This window comes from Paenibacillus sp. J2TS4, from assembly GCF_018403245.1.
Lineage (GTDB): Bacteria > Bacillota > Bacilli > Paenibacillales > NBRC-103111 > Paenibacillus_L.
On the sequence record NZ_BOSH01000003.1, the window covers coordinates 1 to 17,616 of the forward strand.

The window sequence follows — 17,616 nt, forward strand, 5'->3', positions numbered from 1 at the left end:
GATTAAATGTAATTGATGTAGTTAATTCTCGCTAAATCTCGCTAGATCTCCGGACTAAATGTAAAACCTACCGTTAGAAATGGGGTTAAAGAGGGATTGGATAGATTGGGACCGAATTAGCTGTATGTTTTCCAGTTAGATTCCCAAAAATCGTCTGATCTGGCTTATTTAGCTGTATAAAATCCAGTCTGTTTGGTGGCGAAATAAAATCAAGCACTGATTATTAGGTTGAACCTATTTAAGAATGCAGTCTTTGTCGATTTACGGATTAACGGCCGCTGATAGGGAAATCGTTTCCTCCTTCGTCAGAATGGGCAAGACGGGCAGGGCATCGACCTGACAGCAAAACCGGACATCGTCTTCCTGACCGAGGCTTCTGAGCCGGATTCCATTGGAGCAGCTAAGCACAATACGGGTCAGGTCTCCGCTTGCTTGCTCGTAGCTATGTTCCATAGCCAGGCCGAAATCGTTAATATTTCCTTCATAGCTTCTACCTTGATCACCTAAGCTGCGCTTAATCTGCCGGGCTATCAACCCTGCACACAATCCATCCTCCAGAGAGAATCGGCTCTTCGTTCCGGAACAGAGTACTGCAATGTCGCGGCCGGAAGAGGCTGCTGCGGCTGCGCAAACGGAAGCATTCAAGAACGAGCCGATAAGCACCTCTTCCGCCTGTTTTGTTTTGCTTATAGCCAACGTTCCGTTAGTCGTTGTCAGTACGATACGCTTGCCGCTAACCTCACTTGACTTGAACTCGTATGGAGAGTTGCCGAGATCAAATCCGGCAATTCGTTCGCAGTTGCGCTCTCCGCCAAGCAAATCACCCGGTTCCTTAAGCTGATAAGCCTGCTGGATGGTGGCAACGGGAACGATTGGGCCGCTTCCATGAAACAGTCCCGTTACAATGTTGCTGGTCGCACGCAGCACGTCGATGACGATAACCGTTTTGCCGGCCAGCGCTTCTTCTGTTGTATCATTCAGAGTGGGAATGACGTCAATCTGCATGTTTCCTTCCTTTCCATTCCATTAAATTGATAGGACTTGCAGTCCAGCTTAGCAAGCTCACGTGGATCGGCGGAGACTTTTCAGGCGGAGTCCCCGCCGAAAGTTGACGAGCTATCCTAGGAATTTGTTGAGTCGGCGTGGGCGAGAACACCGTCCTCGAATAGCGATTCCTTATCAGAAAATAGCGAATCGTGACCTGACAAGTTCCTTTGACTGTCAGATGAGAGTTCAAATTCTGCCTCACCCAACAGATCATCTATTTCATTCACTCCACCATTAACGAACTCATTGTCCAGTTCAGCAGAAGCCTCAACTTTTGTCTCGGTTAACCGTTCTTCCTCTTCACTTACTCCACTATTAACGAACTCACTGTCCAGTTCAGTTGAAGTTTCAGCATTTGCCTCGCCCAACAGATCATCTATTTCATTCACTCCATCATTAACGAACTCACTGTCCAATTCAGAGGAAGCTTCAACATTTGCCTCGCCTAACCGTTCATCTCCTTCACTTATTCCAGCAATAACGAACTCACTGTCCAGTTCAGAGGAATCTTCAACTTTTGTCTCGGTTAACCGTTCTTCCTCTTCACTTATTCCAGCAATAACGAACTCACTGTCCAGTTCAGAGGAATTTTCAGCATTTGCCTCGCCCAACAGATCATTTATTTCATTCACTCCATCATTAACGAACTCACTGTCCAATTCAGAGGAAGCTTCAACTTGTGTCTCATCGAACAGTTCAACTACATCACTATCTCTATCGTTAAAGAATTCACTGTTCAGTTCAGAGGAAGCCTCACCCTCTGTCTCGCTCCATATGTCCTGAGCGCTCGCTTCATACTCCTCGCTCAGGCTCACTTCACGTTGGTTCAACTTACCCTCTTGCTCACTTAATACAGCAATCGTTCCTTCGTTGACCAGGAGGCTGGGCTCCGCTTCCAGGCTGAACTCCACTTCCGCTTCCGCTTCGCGATTAATGAACTCATCGGCAAGGAAAAAAGTATCGGCACGCAAGCCGCGACGGAGAGCTTCCAGTGATAATACATCCTGGGGAGCGATATTGCCCAGATTGATCGTTGGCCCCAATCGATTGATGAGATGAACCTGCTGCGATTTTTGAGGCGCTTCCCACAGCAGCTTATGTTGAGCGGGGATTTGGCTTAAGACCTGCTCAATCTGGTCATCCCGGCAGCCCCCGTTCTCATCAAAGATACCTACGCCTGCGCCTGATTCTCTTCCTTCAATCGTCACCAGCTCAGCACCGAGCCGAATGTCCTCGTTCACGGTCTCTACTAAATCCGACATGCGGATGGTGGAGCCCCAGCCTTTTTTGCCGTATTCGGTATAGACCTTGAAGCCTTCGGAGATGGCCGTAATGATGAGCTCGCTTCTGGTATCCCGATCCAAATCGATAATTCCGTCAGAAATTTCAACAGCATTGAATCCAATTTGCTTGACCATCCGGAAATATTCATCGACTATTCCTTTACTGACCGCAGCTTCCAAAAAAGTTCCGCCGGGATAGATATCGATTCCAAAGGCTCTGACCAACTCCACCTTGCGGCGCAGCAGCTGCTTTGGGTATAGAGGGGAGGTGCCGAATCCGATTTTGATCATATCCATATATGGGGCGGCCGTAGCCAATAAATCTTCCAGGGCGTGCAGTCCGAGCCCCGTGTCGATGGCCATCGTTCTGCCACTTGTTCTTGGCTTTGGAGAACGGTCCAGAGTCCGATCCGCAAGAAGCGGATGCCAATCCAAAAGTGAGGTTGCTTCCATTGAAATAATCTCCTCGCGTTAAAAAATGGGTTTCAAACTATGACCATCATATGCACTGGAAAATAGCGTTGTGCCCATCATCCTAAAAAGAGACGAGCTTGCATAGTAATGGAAGAGAAGCTTAAAGACTCGCATTGATAATATTAGCGATTGGTGTAAACCATTCCATATCGAGTTCTTGGCGTCGTCCCGAATCAAATAAATCACGCGGGGGGAGAGTCTATGATCAATAAAATCATTATGAGCATGGCGTCGATTAGAATTTTGTCAGGAAGCCTGGAGATTTTGGCGGCCTTGCTCATTTTGCGGCTTAACCAAGTGGACAAGGCTCTGCTAGTAAATACAGGTCTGGCAGTCGTCGGTCCAATCGTTCTATTAACTACCACAACCATTGGTTTGATAGGAATCGCGGATAAGCTGTCGTGGGGTAAATTTGCTTGGGTGATTGTGGGGGTAACCTGCATTTTTATTGGCATTTTAAAAAAGTAATCAGTCATAATTCATTCGTCCAAGCATAAGTATGTTGTAGACACTGGACAACTTGGAGGCAGCTCAAAATGCTAGAGTCCATCTTGCACATTCTACCTCATCCATTGAAGTCGATTATCATTAGTCTGCCCTCTTCTATTCTATCCCAGATGGAAGAGCTGAGGATTCGGGAGGAGCGGCCTTTGGAATTGGGGTATGGAGGCCGTTTCGGATTCGTAACCTCGCAAGGGGAGTTAACCAGCAAGCCAAGCGAAGCGATACGTCCATCGCATGACGATTGTATGAAGCTGCTCGACCTGCTGACCAATCACTCTGTTTATACGTATGAGGAGGAGCTGAAGCGAGGGTATATTACGATAGCTGGCGGGCACAGGGTTGGGTTGGCCGGAAGAACGGTGCTGGAGCATGGCCAAGTGAAGCTGATCAGGGATATTACCAGCTTCAATATCCGGGTAGCCCGGGAAAAGAAGGACTGCGGTCTTCCCGTTCTGCCGCTTCTTCTGGACCGGGAGCACCGGAAGGTGCACTCTGCCTTGATCATCTCCCCGCCCCAGCATGGGAAAACGACGATCATCCGGGACTTGGCCAGACTGATTAGCGCCGGGGGCTGCCCTCCGCTTATGAGAATGGACGCGCTCAAGGTCGGCGTTGTCGATGAACGATCGGAGATCGCGGCGTGCTTCAAAGGCGTCCCGCGTTTTGACGTAGGTCCGCGTACCGATGTGTTGGATGGCTGTCCCAAGGCCGAAGGCATGATGATGATGATTCGTTCCCTGTCACCGGATGTGATCATTGTGGACGAAATCGGCCGGCCGGAAGATGCTCTCGCCGTGCACGAAGCCATTCACGCCGGGATTTCCGTTATCGCCACTGCTCATGGCTCGGGGCTGGAGGATGCCCGCCGGAGGCCCATCCTGCGGGAGCTGCTCGAAGCCCGAGCCTTCGATCGTATCATTCAGCTGCGCAAAACCGGCGGAACCGTGAAAGTGGAAGCGGCATACGACAGTCTCGGCGGCAGACAGGACATCTCCGTTCAGATAGGCGGAAGGCGGAGGGAAGCGGATGCTTAAACTGTTAGGTGCGCTGCTCATTCTTTTCGCTGCTACGATGTTTGGCTTCTATCAATCCTTGCAGCTCTCCCGACGCCCCAAGCAAATCCGCGAGCTGATCCAGCTTCTGCAAAGATTGGAGACGGAGATCGTATATGGCTCAACACCGCTATCGGATGCACTGCTCTCCTCCTGCAAGCCGTTGTCCGAGCCAGTAGCCGCTATGTTCCGCCAGGCGGCCGATCACTTGAACCGGCCGACCGGAAAGACGACGGAGGAGAGCTGGCGGAAGGCGATAGACGGGGGATGGAAGGATACGGCAATGAAAGCTGCAGAGCGCGATATTCTCCATCAGCTAGGCTGTTCTCTCGGGATTACAGACAAAGAAGATCAGCTCAAGCATTTGCGGCTCGCCGTCAATCATTTGCTCGCGGAGGAGGACAACGCGGCCGAGGATCAAAAGAAATACGCCACCATGTGGAAAAGTTTGGGGGCGTTAGCCGGGGCGTTGATCGTTATTCTCATGTACTGACGCTCTGGCGACAATGCTTTGAGCGAAAAATGAGGTGCCGTTTATGAACGTGGATGTGAATGCAATCTTCCAAATAGCGGGAATTGGCATCATCATTGCCATGATCCATACCGTGCTCAAACAGATGGGAAAGGAAGACATGGCTCATTGGGTCACCGTGATCGGCTTCGTCGTAGTCCTTTTCATGGTCGTAAGCATGTTGAACGATTTATTCAGGGAAATTAAAACGATATTCCTTTTCCAGTAGGTGAGTCTGTGGAAATCATCCAAATCGTCGGGGTGGCCCTGCTTGCCACTATTCTCATCCTGGTTCTGAAGGAACAGATGCCGTTGTTTGCTTTCCTGCTCGCTGTTTTTACAGGGATCGTCATCTTCTTCTTTCTGTTAGATAAAATCTCTTCGGTGATTAACGTATTGGAGGGGTTGGCGCTGAAATCGGGGGTCAATCCCGTTTTTCTCAAAACGATTCTGAAAATAATCGGAGTCGCTTATATTGCGGAGTTCGGGGCACAAATTGTTAGAGACGCCGGACAAGAGGCTATCGCCTCCAAAATCGAGCTGTCCGCAAAAATATTAATTATGGTTATGGCTATTCCAATCATTACTGTCATTATTGAAACAGTGATTAATTTGCTGCCCGTTTGAGGAGAGGAAGCAAGCATTAGGAGCTGATGGCCAATGAGCCTGCGGAACAGAGGCGTGTGGACAATCGTTTGGTTATTCGTTCTCCTGTCCAGCGCTATACTCGGAGAAACTGCGGCTCACGCTTTGGCAGGGCCGGCGGACGTCATCATACGCGAGCAGGCGGAAAATTTGCCGACGGATAAAGTGGAGCAGTTCTGGAACCGGCTGATCAAGGAATACGGCGGATATTTTCCTGAAGGACAAACCCCCGATTTTTTTGACCAGTTGGTTCCGGGAAAGAAGGGGTTCAGCTTCTCAGCTGTCATGAAGGCGATCATTTCCTACTTTTTCCACGAGATTCTGGTTAACGGCAAGTTAATGCTGACCATCGTTATTCTCACCATATTCAGCATGATTCTCGAAACGCTGCAAAGCGCCTTTGAAAAAAACTCAGTGAGCAAAATTGCGTATGCCATTTCCTACATGGTTCTGATCGTCATCGCCATCAACAGCTTCAATGTCGCAATCGGGTATGCCAAATCGGCCATCTCCGACATGATTCATTTCATGGTTGCAGTCGTCCCTTTGCTCATGACGCTGCTCGCGTCCATGGGAAATCTGGCGACGGTGTCGATTATGCATCCGCTTATCGTTTTTATGATCCATACGATTGGAACCGCCATATACGTGTTCATATTTCCGCTGTTATTCTTCTCGGTCATTCTGCATATTGTCAGCTCGCTGTCCGACCGGTATAAGGTAACTCAATTGGCGAATTTGATTCGCACGGTAAGTGTTGGGCTGCTGGGTTTTTTTGTGACCGTCTTTCTCGGAGTCGTATCCGTTCAGGGATTATCCGGAGGGGCAGCGGATGGAGTGACGATTCGCACGGCCAAATACATTACCGGTAACTTCGTGCCGGTGGTCGGCAAGATGTTCACAGACGCCTCGGATACGGTCATCGGAGCTTCACTATTGGTCAAAAATGCCGTCGGTCTCGTAGGAGTAGTTGTTATCGTTCTGCTGTGCGCTTTTCCGGCGGTAAAAATATTAACTCTCGCTTTTATTTATCATTTGTCTGCAGCCGTCATGCAGCCGCTGGGCGATAGTCCGATTGTAGCCTGCCTGCAAACGATAGGAAAGAGCATGATCTACATATTTGCGGCGATGGCAGTGGTCGGGCTGATGTTCTTTCTCTCTATTACGATCATGATCGTTGCCGGCAATGTTTCGGTCATGATGAGATAGATTAACAAGGCGGCCGAGCGAGGAAGCCAGGAAGGAGGCAGGGATGCAATGGCTTAGCGGCTGGCTGAAGGAGTTGATCCTGCTTATTCTGATCGCCAGCTTCGTCGATTTGATGCTTCCCAACAATACTTTTCAACGGTATGTCAAAACAGTCGTTGGCTTATTCCTTATTCTTGTGCTGATCTCACCGGTCGTGCAATTATTCCAGAATCGTTGGGATGTCAACCAAATGATAAGAGCCGCCGATTTCCAGCAAAGTAATGCAGGACGGGGCGATATCCCTTCGCTTATGGCCATCACCCGCGATGCCCATAAGCTGGCCGCCGCGAACGAACGGCAAGCGGTAGAAATTTTGGAGAGCCGGCTGGCCGAGGAAGTTAAAAGTGATTTGAGCCGGAATACGTCCGAACGGGTGGAAAGCGTACAGGTAACCGCTCAGGAGGATTCCGAAGGCCGTCTCTATATTGAACGAATGAGCGTCGTGCTGTCTCTGGTTATGCCAGCGGAACAAGCGGGAAGCGAGGAAGCCGTCTCCGCCAGCGCCGATCAGGACCGGGGAATCAAGCCGGTGCGCCCGATCGAACCGGTTCAGCCCGTCATTATCCGGATTGATTCTTCCGAGGAGTTGGCGAAGGAGACGAATGCTCCTGTCCTGCCCGGCGGCCAGTCTGCGGAGCTGCAATCACGAAGAGAGGGCGTCGCTCAATATTTGCAGCAGCAGTGGCAAATGAGACCGGAGCAAATCGAACTTCGCTTTTCCGGTTCGGATCCGCCTTCGGAACAGCGGGCAAAAGGAGGATAGCCCGTGGAGAAAGCAATTATGAGACGTATGCCAATCAATCCTAAGAGTCAGGGGACATTTTTAATGCCATTTAAATAGATAAATAGAGTCATTAAGAACGAAGAGGCTGCCGTCGACAATCACCGGATTAAAAACCGTTCAAAGAGGTGCCGTATGGGAAAGTGGATTAAGATGATCGAGCAATGGATAAGCGGCGGCCCGGGCGGGCCTAAACGGATACAAGCGCTGCGCTGGCTGCTTATTATCGGGTTGACAGGGGCGGCCCTGATGATAATGAACTCCTTCATCTCTGTCAAGGAAATTGATCCCGCAAGTACCGGCCCTCCCAAGCAGGAGGATGTCAGGGAAGCCCTCGCTTTTGGCGGCGGAAGCAAGGAAGGCTCAGTATTTCGCGATTATGAGCAAGCCTACGAATCTCGGTTGAAGGATGTTTTGGAGAAAATTGTCGGGGTCGGCGAAGTGGAAGTGATGGTAACGATCGATTCGACAGAGGAAATACAAGTAGAGAAGAACACGAAGGAGAGCCAGCAAGTAACGAATGAAAAAGACCAGACCGGCTCTACCAGAAACAATTCGGATGTTACACGCAGCAGTGACGCCGTCATGATGCAGCAATCGGGTGGCGAACAACCGCTCGTGCTGAAATATATGAAGCCGAAAATCAGGGGGGTGGTGGTCGTAGCTAAAGGAGCTGAGAATGTAACGGTCAAAAAGCTGATTGTCGAAGCCGTGGGAAGAGGTTTGGACGTACCGGCCAATCGGATCTCGGTCGTACCGCGCAAGCAATAATTTGCGGCAGGGGCAAACAAATACGAAAGAGTGTAATTCCAAGGAGGAATAGAGCGAATGAATACTAAACGGCAAACGATATGGTTAGTTTCCATGCTAAGCTTAATGGTTGTTTTATCGGCTTACTACTTGTTTACTGAAAAGGTGGAAGATTTGGATCTTACTGCAGATGGCGTATTGATGGAGGACGTCAACGTGGAGCTTAGCCAGTTGAATGGGGAACCGGCAGCTGATCCGGATCAGGCGGTTTCCGGTCAAGTTCAGAAGGATGCGGATAAAGGGTCTGTCGATCAATCGGATCAAGCCGTACTGGATCAGATAGAAAGTCAAGCGGTATCGGGAGTAGACTATTTCTCCGCTCTGTCCTTGAAGCGTCTCGAAACCGTCCAGACTCGCACAGAGGAACTGATGAATCTGGCCAACAGCCAGGACAAAAGCAATGAAGAAATCGCTCAAGCTCTGGATGAGCTTCAGCAAATTGAAATGACTCAGGCTAAAGTCGATAGTCTGGAAGAGCAGCTTACTCAGGAATACAAAAGTGCTATCGTTATGGAGCAGGACAATAAATGGAATGTTATCGTTCAAACGGACAAATTGGAAAAAAGCGAAGCGGTCAGCATTGCAGATCTCGTTATTGCAGAAATGAACATAGGTCCCGAAAAAATTCAAATCCAGTACATCCCCTAAGCGGAATCCTGTCGCAACTTGCCAGTTTTCCCGAATCTTGTCGCAAGAGCCCGGTTAAACTGGGCTCTTTCCATTTCCATCGTTTATGTTATAATTACTAACGTTGCGAGTGATGTTGACGCTGGCCTGTGAGGCGGCAAGCACGTCACTTTTTTCCAAAGCGTTAAGGTTTCGAAGCCGGTTTTTGCTTCGCAAAAACATTAAGGAGTGAACGAGTTTCATGTTTAAATTAAGTGAAATCAAGGAACTGATTAAACTGGTTGATCAGTCTTCCCTGCAGGAATTGGAAATACAGAACGAGGGGAGCAAGCTTTTTATCCGTAAGCCTTCCAAATCAGAGACGGTCTACGTTGCCTCCCAACAACCGGTCATTGCAGCTCCTCAAGCTCCGTTCGCGCCCTCGGATGCAGCCGTTCACCCGCAACCCGCGAGCGAGGTTAGCAATCAACAAGATCGGTCCCATTTACATACAATTTCTTCGCCTATGGTGGGCACCTTCTACAAGGCATCGTCTCCTGACGCTCCTCCTTATGTGAGCGTAGGAACGGCGGTTAGGGAGAATACGGTCGTCTGTATTGTGGAAGCGATGAAGCTGATGAACGAAATTGAAGCGGAAGTTAGCGGAGAGATCGTGGAAGTGCTTGTAGAAAACGGACAGCTTGTCGAATTCGGACAACCTTTATTTTTGGTTAAACCGGTATAATTCAGCTTTACCTTCAGGAGGAAATCGAATGAAGTTCCAAAAAATATTAATTGCGAACCGCGGCGAAATAGCCGTCCGGATCATTCGCGCTTGCCGGGAGCTTGGAATTTACTCGGTAGCGGTCTATTCCGAAGCTGACCGCGACTCCCTGCATGTCAAATTGGCGGATGAAGCCTATTGCATCGGACCGACACTTTCCAAGGACAGCTATTTGAATTTTACCAATTTGATGAGTGTTGCGACGTTGACGGAAGCGGATGCTATTCATCCGGGTTATGGCTTTCTTGCGGAGAATGCCGATTTTGCGGAGATATGCGATCGCTGCAACATTACGTTTATTGGCCCCTCTCCCGAAGCGATTAACCGGATGGGAGATAAATCCGTCGCCAAGCAGACGATGATGGAAGCCGGAGTACCGGTTATCCCCGGATCGGACGGGCTTGTTGCCGAATTGGAGGACGCCATCCGGATTGCCCGCGAGATTGGTTATCCGGTCATTATTAAGGCGACCGCCGGAGGCGGGGGAAAAGGAATACGGATTGCCGAGAACGAGGAATCGCTGATCCAGCAGATTACTACGGCTCGTCAGGAGGCTGAGAAAGCATTCGGCAATGCCGGGGTGTATCTGGAGAAATATTTAACGGGAATGAAGCATGTCGAAATCCAGATCATCGCGGATAAATACGGGAACGTGGTCCATCTAGGCGAACGGGATTGCTCTGTCCAGCGCAGACGGCAAAAGCTGGTAGAGGAAGCCCCTTGTCCGGTATTAACTCCGGAAATTCGGGAAAGAATGGGAGAAGCTGCTGTGCGTGCCGCCAAGGCGGTTCAATATTCCGGCGCGGGGACACTCGAATTTTTGCTGGGTGAGGACGGTAACTTCTACTTCATGGAAATGAATACTAGAATTCAGGTCGAGCATCCCGTTACCGAAATGATTACCGGCATTGATATTATTAAAGAGATGATTCAGGTGGCCCAGGGAGAAGCACTGTCCTTCTCTCAAAAGGACGTGGTCATTGACGGCTGGTCGATCGAGTGCCGCATTAATGCGGAAGACCCGGACCGTAACTTCATGCCTTCCCCGGGGCAGATCGATTTTTATTTAGCTCCTGGTGGATTCGGCGTGCGGGTGGACAGCGGGGCCTACCCGGGCTATGTCATTTCCCCTCATTACGACTCCATGATCGCCAAGCTGATCGTTTGGGGTAAGACAAGAGAGGAAGCCATCGATCGGATGAAGCGGGCGCTTAATGAATTTGCTATAGAAGGTATCAAGACAACGATCCCTTTCCATCTGAAGCTGCTTAATCATCCGAAGTTTATAGACGGAGATTTCGATATTAAATTTCTGGAAGAATATGATGTGAACTAAAGCTCCGGAGGTACTTCCTTCGGAACGGAAGCAGTTTTGCTTCTATATCTTTATTTGTCATATTTTTTCAGCAATGGTATAGTAATTAAATAAGACAGACCTGTCCTTGAACGAGATTTGCACGGTCTGAAAGCGATCAGGAGGTCATCAAATATGAGTACAATTGCCCCGGATTATGAGAAGACGGATTTGGGCAACATTCAGATTGCCCCGGAAGTTATTGAAGTGATTGCCGGCTTGGCGACGATCGAAGTGTCGGGAGTTGCGGGAATGAGCGGCGGCTTTGCAGGTGGCATTGCGGAACTGCTCGGCCGCAAAAACTTGTCCAAAGGCGTAAAAGTGGAAGTCGGGCAGAAAGAAGCGGCTATTGACGTCTCCATCATTATCGAATTTGGTCATAAAATTCCGGAGGTTGCCGGAGAGATTCAGCAGAACGTTAAGCAGGCGATTGAATCGATGACCGGTCTCGATGTCGTAGAAGTTAACGTACATATTCATGATGTTCATTTTAAAACTGTGGACAAAGCGAGCGAAGAAGACCCGGCCGTTCTTCGAGTGAAGTAATGGAGTCGATCCGAAACTAAACCCCCTCTATCAAGCAGGGGGTTTCCTTTAAGGAGGGACAAGCCGCAGTGGCCAAAATTATCGACAGATTATTATTATTTATCTTCAGTCTGTTTATTATCGTAGCATCATGCGTGATGCTGATTGCTGCGTTTAATGCCATCCCAATGGAGAGCACCAAGCGGTTTGTGGAGCAGGTTTATACGGATTATCCTACTGCCGCAGCCGTTATTGCCACATTAATTGCCGTTATCTTGATCAGCATTCGGCTTTTTGTTATTGCAGTTCGCCCGGCCAAAGGCAATATGGCCTCGATAGACCAGCGGACGGATTTTGGAGATATAAGGATTTCATTGGATACGGTAGAGAATCTGGCTTTGAAATCCGCCAACCGGACCCGCGGGGTTAAAGACTTGCGTGCGCGGGTACACGTGAGCAGCTCCGGCATCGAGATTGAATTGCGTACGGTCGTGGATGGGGAAACGCCGATTCCAGAAATGACTGAGGAGATTCAGCAAGCCGTTAAGGAATACGTGGAGGAAATTACCGGCATTCCGGTTGCCGTCGTTTCAGTATATGTGGCGAATATCGTCCAATCATCCCCAACGTTCAAAAGCCGGGTTGAGTGAGCTCTCAGTGGAAGCTGAGCTTCGGAGATTGGGATGGAGGCCGTTCCTCCACCTGATTCATTCCCGCCTTAGAAGGCGGGGGGTCTGACCCAATAACAATATTGGGATAAAGGGGGATTCCGGAATGTTTAAACAAATGCTGGAAAGTCGTCCGGGCACCGTCATCGGAACGTTATGTGGAGTCATTCTCGGCATTCTTTACTTGATTGTCGGGTTCTGGGATACGCTTATTTTTGCTTTTATTGTTTTTATCGGTTATTATGTTGGAAAAAAAATCGATTTCAAGGAATTCCGATTGCAAGCAGAGAACCTTTGGCAATGGTTGTCGGAAAGATGGAGAATGTTCAGATAAATTCCTGCAAAGGGCAACTGCTCTGTACCGGTTGTTCCTTGCAGGTTTTTTTGACATTATAGACTTTACAAGTCCGGAGGCTTTGGCGTCTATGTGGCGGCGAGGCACTGCCCTGTCGGAACCTGACTTTTAGAATTGGGAGGAAAATCAATGAAACGGCGACTAGCCAGAGAATTAGCGCTGCAAAGCCTTTATCAAATGCAAATGAATGAGGTCTCTTCACAGGAAGCGATTCAGATCGTAATCGAGGAAGCGGTGCACGAGAACGAAGCCGGATTGGATGTCCGGCATGAGGAGATTAGTCCCGAGTATGTAGGCGAGCTGGTGGAGGGCACCCGCAAGCATCTGGATGCGATCGATGAACTTCTGGAGAAGTATATTAAAGGCTGGAAAATGGATCGTTTATCCAAAGTTGACCGGGAGATCCTCCGTCTGGCTTCTTATGAAATGATCTATCGGGATGACATTCCTCCGAAAGTTGTCGTCAATGAGGCGATTGAGCTGGCCAAACATTTTGGCAGTGAGGAATCGGGTAAATTCGTAAACGGAGTATTAGGTCAAATGATTCGTGAGATGGAAGAATTGAAAGCCAAACGCCCCTAAAACACGAACAATCGAATTGTTTTCCTCCTTAACTTTCGTCTTTACACCATCTGTTCAAAAGGTTAATATGAAAGAAAGTTAATATACTCGACAATAAAGAATTCATAGATCATGGAGTGGAGAAAGAAAGATGCTTCTAGGGCGAGTTTTGGCTTTGTATTCCTACCATCCGAAGGCCCATCCCATAAATAAGGAATCTGTTGGTTTCGGGGTCCCCGAAAAGTACCTGGAATTGCTTCGAAGCTCATCTTCACTTTTTGGGGAAGGAGTATGATGTTTGAAGCTTCGGAGGCACTTTCCTTCGGAACGGAATGATCGCTTTCTTTAGTGTCACTTATATAGACAGCTATGCATATTTAAGGAGGGGAATCATATATGACAGCGGAAAGAATTAATGGAAAGCAAATCGTGGCGGAAATTCGTGAACAAATAACTAAGCAGGTTCAAGATTTAGTAAGAAATGGAATACAGCCGGGACTGGCCGTCGTGCTTGTCGGAGATGATCCGGCCTCTGCCGTCTATGTTCGGAATAAGGAGAAATCCTGTGCAGAGGTAGGAATACATTCTGAAGTGTATCGCCTTCCGGCATCCACTTCACAAGGAGAGCTGATGGAATTGATCGGCCGCTTGAACAGGGATGCTAACATTCACGGAATATTAGTGCAGCTTCCGCTGCCGGAGCATCTTAACGAAGAGGCGGTCATTGATGCTATATCTGTGGACAAGGACGTGGATTGCTTTCATCCCGCCAATGTCGGCAATTTAATGATCGGCAAACCGGGGATGCTTCCCTGCACTCCCTCTGGTGTTATCGAGGTCCTGAAGCGAATCGGAGTGGGAATCGAGGGGAATCATGCCGTTGTAGTCGGCCGCAGCAATATTGTAGGCAAGCCGATGGCGATGCTGCTGCTGCGGGAGAATGCTACCGTCACTGTATGTCATTCCCGGACTCCGAACATGGAGGAAATTACGAAACAGGCAGACATTCTGGTGGTAGCTGTTGGCCGCGCACAAATAATCGAAGCCCGGCATGTTAAGCCGGGAGCGGTTGTGATTGACGTCGGGATGAATCGGTTGGACAACGGTAAATTGGTAGGGGATGTCCATTACGACAGCGTCGCACAGGTCGCCGGGCACATCACTCCTGTTCCTGGTTGCGTAGGTCCCATGACGATTACGATGCTGCTGCAGAATACACTGCAAGCCGCCCAAAACATGGCGCCGACGCCTAGATAAACGGAAGGTGATCATGAATCCGGAAACGATATTTTCCGTCAAAGATCTGACCCGGCATATCAAAGTGACACTGGAAGCGGATGAGCGGCTGCAAAATGTTTGGGTGAGAGGGGAAATTTCCAACTTCACCCACCATTCGAGCGGCCATATGTATTTTACGCTTAAGGATGCTCAGAGCCGGGTAAAAAGCATTATGTTCCACTCGCATAACCAGAGGCTTTCCTTTGTACCGAAGGAAGGACTAAGGGTTTTGGCGAGGGGGAGCATTTCCATCTATGAAAGAGATGGCCAATATCAATTTTACGTCAATCAAATGCAGCCGGATGGCATAGGCAATTTGTATCTTGCCTTTGAGCAGCTGAAGAAGAAGCTGGATGCGGAAGGGCTGTTTGCGGCCGCCCGCAAAAGAGCGATCCCGCGCTTTCCTAAAGCGATCGGCGTCATCACTTCTCCAACCGGAGCGGCTGTCCGGGATATTGTAACGACATTGCAGCGGCGATACCCGTCGGTGCCGGTGCAGCTTTATCCGGTTCTTGTGCAAGGAAGGCAAGCGGCTCCTTCGATCGTGAAGGCGATCGAAGCGTTCAACCGGCAGCGTGAGGTCGATGTGCTTATCGTCGGCCGCGGAGGCGGTTCCCTTGAGGAACTGTGGGCGTTCAACGAAGAAATCGTTGCCCGGAGCATCTTCACATCGGACATTCCGGTCATTTCGGCTGTCGGACACGAGACGGACTTTACAATTGCCGATTTTGTGGCCGATCTCAGGGCGGCGACGCCTACGGCGGCGGCGGAGTTGGCTGTGCCTCATCATATGGAGCTCAAGCAGCAGCTCCTTTATTCTGTTCACCGGCTGAGACGAGGATTGTACCAGATGCTGCAGGAGCAGCGCGAGCGGCTCGACCGGATTAATCGCTCCCCGGTACTGACGAATCCGCTGAAGCAGCTTCAGCAGCCCGCGGAACGATTGGACCGGCTGTCGGAGCAACTGCAATTCCGGATCCGGCATCGGCTGTCTGATATTAAAGCAAGACAATCCAGACTGGAGCAGGCCGTGAGCAGCTTCAATCCGAAGCGGCAGGTCGATTACGCCCGACGGCGGACCGAGGATTCACACAAGCGCATCGTGCAGGCTATGCAGGTGCTGTATCGAATGGAGCGCAGCCGTTTCACTTCACAGTTGCGCCAGCTCGACTCGCTCAGTCCGCTTAAGATTATGCAGCGCGGATATAGTCTTGTATATGATGAGCAGGAAAAGCGATTAATCAAGTCGATTAATCAAGTGCAGCCTGGCGATTTGCTTAAAGTTAGATTGACGGATGGACAATTGGACTGCCATGTATGGGGGATGGAGGACAAGGACGATGACAATGGACAAAGCAGAGCTTAGCTTCGAGCAAGCGATGGATAAGCTTGAGGAGATTGTGACCCAATTGGAGAACGGCGATGTGCCGCTCGAAAAAGCAATCGGGCTGTTCCAGGAAGGGATGGAAATGTCCCGGATGTGCAGTGAAAAGCTGGATCAAATTGAGCGTAAAGTGGAGCTGCTTATTGAGGAAAACGGAACGATAGGCAAAAAACCTTTTCTTGCGGAAATGGATGAAGGTGAAACGGATTGAACGATGCGAAGACGATTCAACAATATATGGAAGCCTCAGCCGCTCTCATTGAGAGCGAGCTCAGGCGTTCCATCCCGGAGCATGGGTTTGTTCCCGCTCCACTGCGCGAGGCGGCCATGTATTCACTGCTGGCGGGAGGCAAAAGGCTCAGGCCAATTTTTGTTCTTGCGGCCGTGGAGGCGCTGGGCGGAGAAGCAGAGACGGCTCTGCCGGTTGCGTGTGCGGTCGAGATGATACATACTTACTCGTTAATTCATGACGATCTTCCCGCCATGGATAATGATGATTATCGCAGAGGCAAGCCGACCAACCATAAAGTATTCGGCGAAGCCATGGCCATTCTGGCGGGTGACGCTCTTCTCACGCATGCGTTTTATACCGCTTCCCAGGTAGGGCGCAGCGGTCAAGTCCCGGCCGATCGTGCTTTGGCCATTATAGAAGAGATGGCGAAGCTGGCTGGTTTTCAAGGAATGGTTGGCGGGCAAGTCGCAGATATGCTCGGCGAGCAGGGATTGACCCGGAAGGAAGAGCTTGATAATATTCATAGGCATAAAACCGGAGACCTGATCGTTTTTTCGCTGAAAGCGGGAGGAATAATCGGGGGCGCTACTCCGGATCAATTGTCAGCTCTGGAGCGGTTTGGTTACTCCATCGGTCTGGCTTTCCAGATTCAGGATGATATACTGGATATTACAGGCGATGAAACGAAGCTGGGCAAGCCGGTTAACAGCGATGAACAGCAGCGGAAGGTGACCTATCCGTATTTCATTGGCCTGGAGGCCTCCATGAAAAGAGTGGAGCTGCTAACGGACGAAGGAATACAGGCGATTATGTCGGCGGGCTTTCCTCAACCGCAGCGGCTCAAAGATTTAGCTGAATTTTTAATGAGACGGGAATACTAGTCATGCCGGAACTTTGGTTCTATTCTCAAGGCTTTCGTTGAGAAGGATTTGCTACCTGTGATATAATGAATTACATTGCAGGGTGGCGCAGTATTCTAGTCAGTCTACCATTTCTGAGGGCGGGCCTAAAAATTCGCCAAAGGGCACATCGATGAAGTTCCTGGTGTTGGCTTCTAACGCCCAGTTGGGGGCTGATGCTGGGAGTTAAGGTTGGAGGGCGATCCACAAAGGCATGTGGGCGTTGACCCTACTTCCGCGGAGGCCCAAGTTCGTGGCTTTTGCGCCACCGCGCGCTCGGTTACGGCTTGGGGTATGAACCTGCAAAGGCGAGTCTAACTTGTTCAACCGGCGGTTCCTAACCGTCTGCCGGGGAGACTAAAATGGCTTGCGTGCAGCGTAGCCTGCCTTGAGTGAGTCAGAGGGGATTACAGAAAGTAGGACTCCGTTTTTTCGGCCAAAAAAATGGAGACTGGTGCTGTATGAAATCTGGCTTGCAAAAGAGGCTAAGAATTGGTTAAGGACTGCCCGAGGAAAACTCCTAGACTGTTCACAACCGTGAGGCTTTTTGGGGATTATAGTGTGGTCTGAGTGGTAATCCAGTCTGATGACTGGCGACAGCGTCAAGGCTGGCAT

At 49.8% G+C, this 17,616-nt stretch carries 20 protein-coding genes and 1 pseudogene; 19 read left to right on the plus strand and 2 right to left on the minus strand.

The window, feature by feature from the left end; translation table 11 throughout:
• Window positions 1–261: 261 nt before the first annotated feature.
• Together KJS69_RS07295 and comA are read right to left on the minus strand one after the other, a co-directional pair.
• On the minus strand, window positions 262–1,005 hold the full coding sequence (locus KJS69_RS07295) for a 2-phosphosulfolactate phosphatase (protein WP_213583088.1): 744 nt from the start codon (window positions 1,003–1,005) through the stop codon (window positions 262–264).
• A 980-nt stretch (window positions 1,006–1,985) separates the two neighbouring features.
• Window positions 1,986–2,783: pseudogene (gene comA / locus KJS69_RS30480) on the minus strand (phosphosulfolactate synthase); the annotation flags it as partial.
• Window positions 2,784–3,005: 222 nt separating this feature from the next.
• Between comA and KJS69_RS07305 the strand changes: the two are divergent.
• The 19 genes from KJS69_RS07305 (at window position 3,006) to KJS69_RS07395 (ending at window position 16,983) form a co-directional block, all read left to right on the plus strand.
• Window positions 3,006–3,272: a YqhV family protein gene (locus KJS69_RS07305; protein WP_213583090.1), complete on the plus strand. Its 267-nt coding sequence runs from the start codon at window positions 3,006–3,008 to the stop codon at window positions 3,270–3,272.
• 68 nt (window positions 3,273–3,340) lie between these two features.
• The gene (gene spoIIIAA / locus KJS69_RS07310) at window positions 3,341–4,342 is read left to right on the plus strand and encodes a stage III sporulation protein AA (RefSeq protein ID WP_213583091.1); all 1,002 of its coding nucleotides are present in this window, start codon (window positions 3,341–3,343) and stop codon (window positions 4,340–4,342) included.
• Window positions 4,335–4,853, plus strand: a complete 519-nt coding sequence (gene spoIIIAB / locus KJS69_RS07315; protein ID WP_213583092.1) for a stage III sporulation protein SpoIIIAB — start codon at window positions 4,335–4,337, stop codon at window positions 4,851–4,853. The genes spoIIIAA and spoIIIAB overlap by 8 nt, the downstream gene beginning before the upstream one ends.
• 43 nt (window positions 4,854–4,896) lie before the next feature.
• Window positions 4,897–5,100: a stage III sporulation protein AC gene (gene spoIIIAC / locus KJS69_RS07320; RefSeq protein ID WP_144935690.1), complete on the plus strand. Its 204-nt coding sequence runs from the start codon at window positions 4,897–4,899 to the stop codon at window positions 5,098–5,100.
• Window positions 5,101–5,108: 8 nt separating this feature from the next.
• Window positions 5,109–5,498 carry a stage III sporulation protein AD gene (spoIIIAD, locus tag KJS69_RS07325; RefSeq protein WP_213583093.1) on the plus strand — a complete coding sequence of 130 codons (390 nt, stop codon included), beginning with the start codon at window positions 5,109–5,111 and terminating at the stop codon, window positions 5,496–5,498.
• Window positions 5,499–5,531: 33 nt separating this feature from the next.
• Window positions 5,532–6,725: a stage III sporulation protein AE gene (spoIIIAE, locus tag KJS69_RS07330; RefSeq protein ID WP_213583094.1), complete on the plus strand. Its 1,194-nt coding sequence runs from the start codon at window positions 5,532–5,534 to the stop codon at window positions 6,723–6,725.
• A gap of 43 nt (window positions 6,726–6,768) precedes the next feature.
• Entirely contained in the window at window positions 6,769–7,527 is a 759-nt protein-coding gene (gene spoIIIAF, locus KJS69_RS07335; protein WP_213583095.1) for a stage III sporulation protein AF, read from the plus strand.
• Window positions 7,528–7,680: 153 nt separating this feature from the next.
• Window positions 7,681–8,316: a stage III sporulation protein AG gene (gene spoIIIAG / locus KJS69_RS07340; protein WP_213583096.1), complete on the plus strand. Its 636-nt coding sequence runs from the start codon at window positions 7,681–7,683 to the stop codon at window positions 8,314–8,316.
• Window positions 8,317–8,373: 57 nt separating this feature from the next.
• Entirely contained in the window at window positions 8,374–9,003 is a 630-nt protein-coding gene (locus KJS69_RS07345) for a SpoIIIAH-like family protein (RefSeq protein ID WP_213583097.1), read from the plus strand.
• Window positions 9,004–9,223: 220 nt separating this feature from the next.
• Window positions 9,224–9,706 (plus strand): acetyl-CoA carboxylase biotin carboxyl carrier protein, encoded by a 483-nt coding sequence (gene accB, locus KJS69_RS07350; protein ID WP_213583098.1) that lies wholly within the window; start codon window positions 9,224–9,226, stop codon window positions 9,704–9,706.
• A gap of 28 nt (window positions 9,707–9,734) precedes the next feature.
• Window positions 9,735–11,081, plus strand: coding sequence for an acetyl-CoA carboxylase biotin carboxylase subunit (gene accC, locus KJS69_RS07355; protein ID WP_213583099.1), 1,347 nt, complete (start codon window positions 9,735–9,737; stop codon window positions 11,079–11,081).
• 153 nt (window positions 11,082–11,234) lie between these two features.
• Window positions 11,235–11,645 carry an Asp23/Gls24 family envelope stress response protein gene (locus KJS69_RS07360; protein WP_213583100.1) on the plus strand — a complete coding sequence of 137 codons (411 nt, stop codon included), beginning with the start codon at window positions 11,235–11,237 and terminating at the stop codon, window positions 11,643–11,645.
• A 68-nt stretch (window positions 11,646–11,713) separates the two neighbouring features.
• The gene (amaP, locus tag KJS69_RS07365; RefSeq protein ID WP_213583101.1) at window positions 11,714–12,274 is read left to right on the plus strand and encodes an alkaline shock response membrane anchor protein AmaP; all 561 of its coding nucleotides are present in this window, start codon (window positions 11,714–11,716) and stop codon (window positions 12,272–12,274) included.
• A 124-nt stretch (window positions 12,275–12,398) separates the two neighbouring features.
• Window positions 12,399–12,626, plus strand: a complete 228-nt coding sequence (locus tag KJS69_RS07370) for a DUF2273 domain-containing protein (RefSeq protein ID WP_213583102.1) — start codon at window positions 12,399–12,401, stop codon at window positions 12,624–12,626.
• Between the two features lie 150 nt (window positions 12,627–12,776).
• Complete coding sequence (gene nusB, locus KJS69_RS07375; RefSeq protein ID WP_213583103.1) at window positions 12,777–13,229, plus strand: transcription antitermination factor NusB; 453 nt, start codon at window positions 12,777–12,779, stop codon at window positions 13,227–13,229.
• Between the two features lie 375 nt (window positions 13,230–13,604).
• Entirely contained in the window at window positions 13,605–14,465 is an 861-nt protein-coding gene (gene folD, locus KJS69_RS07380) for a bifunctional methylenetetrahydrofolate dehydrogenase/methenyltetrahydrofolate cyclohydrolase FolD (protein ID WP_213583104.1), read from the plus strand.
• A gap of 13 nt (window positions 14,466–14,478) precedes the next feature.
• Window positions 14,479–15,852 (plus strand): exodeoxyribonuclease VII large subunit, encoded by a 1,374-nt coding sequence (xseA, locus tag KJS69_RS07385; RefSeq protein WP_213583105.1) that lies wholly within the window; start codon window positions 14,479–14,481, stop codon window positions 15,850–15,852.
• Window positions 15,827–16,081, plus strand: coding sequence for an exodeoxyribonuclease VII small subunit (xseB, locus tag KJS69_RS07390; protein ID WP_213583106.1), 255 nt, complete (start codon window positions 15,827–15,829; stop codon window positions 16,079–16,081). Before xseA ends, xseB begins: the two co-directional genes overlap by 26 nt.
• Before the next feature lie 26 nt (window positions 16,082–16,107).
• Window positions 16,108–16,983 (plus strand): polyprenyl synthetase family protein, encoded by an 876-nt coding sequence (locus KJS69_RS07395; RefSeq protein ID WP_213583595.1) that lies wholly within the window; start codon window positions 16,108–16,110, stop codon window positions 16,981–16,983.
• The last annotated feature ends 633 nt before the right edge of the window (window positions 16,984–17,616 follow it).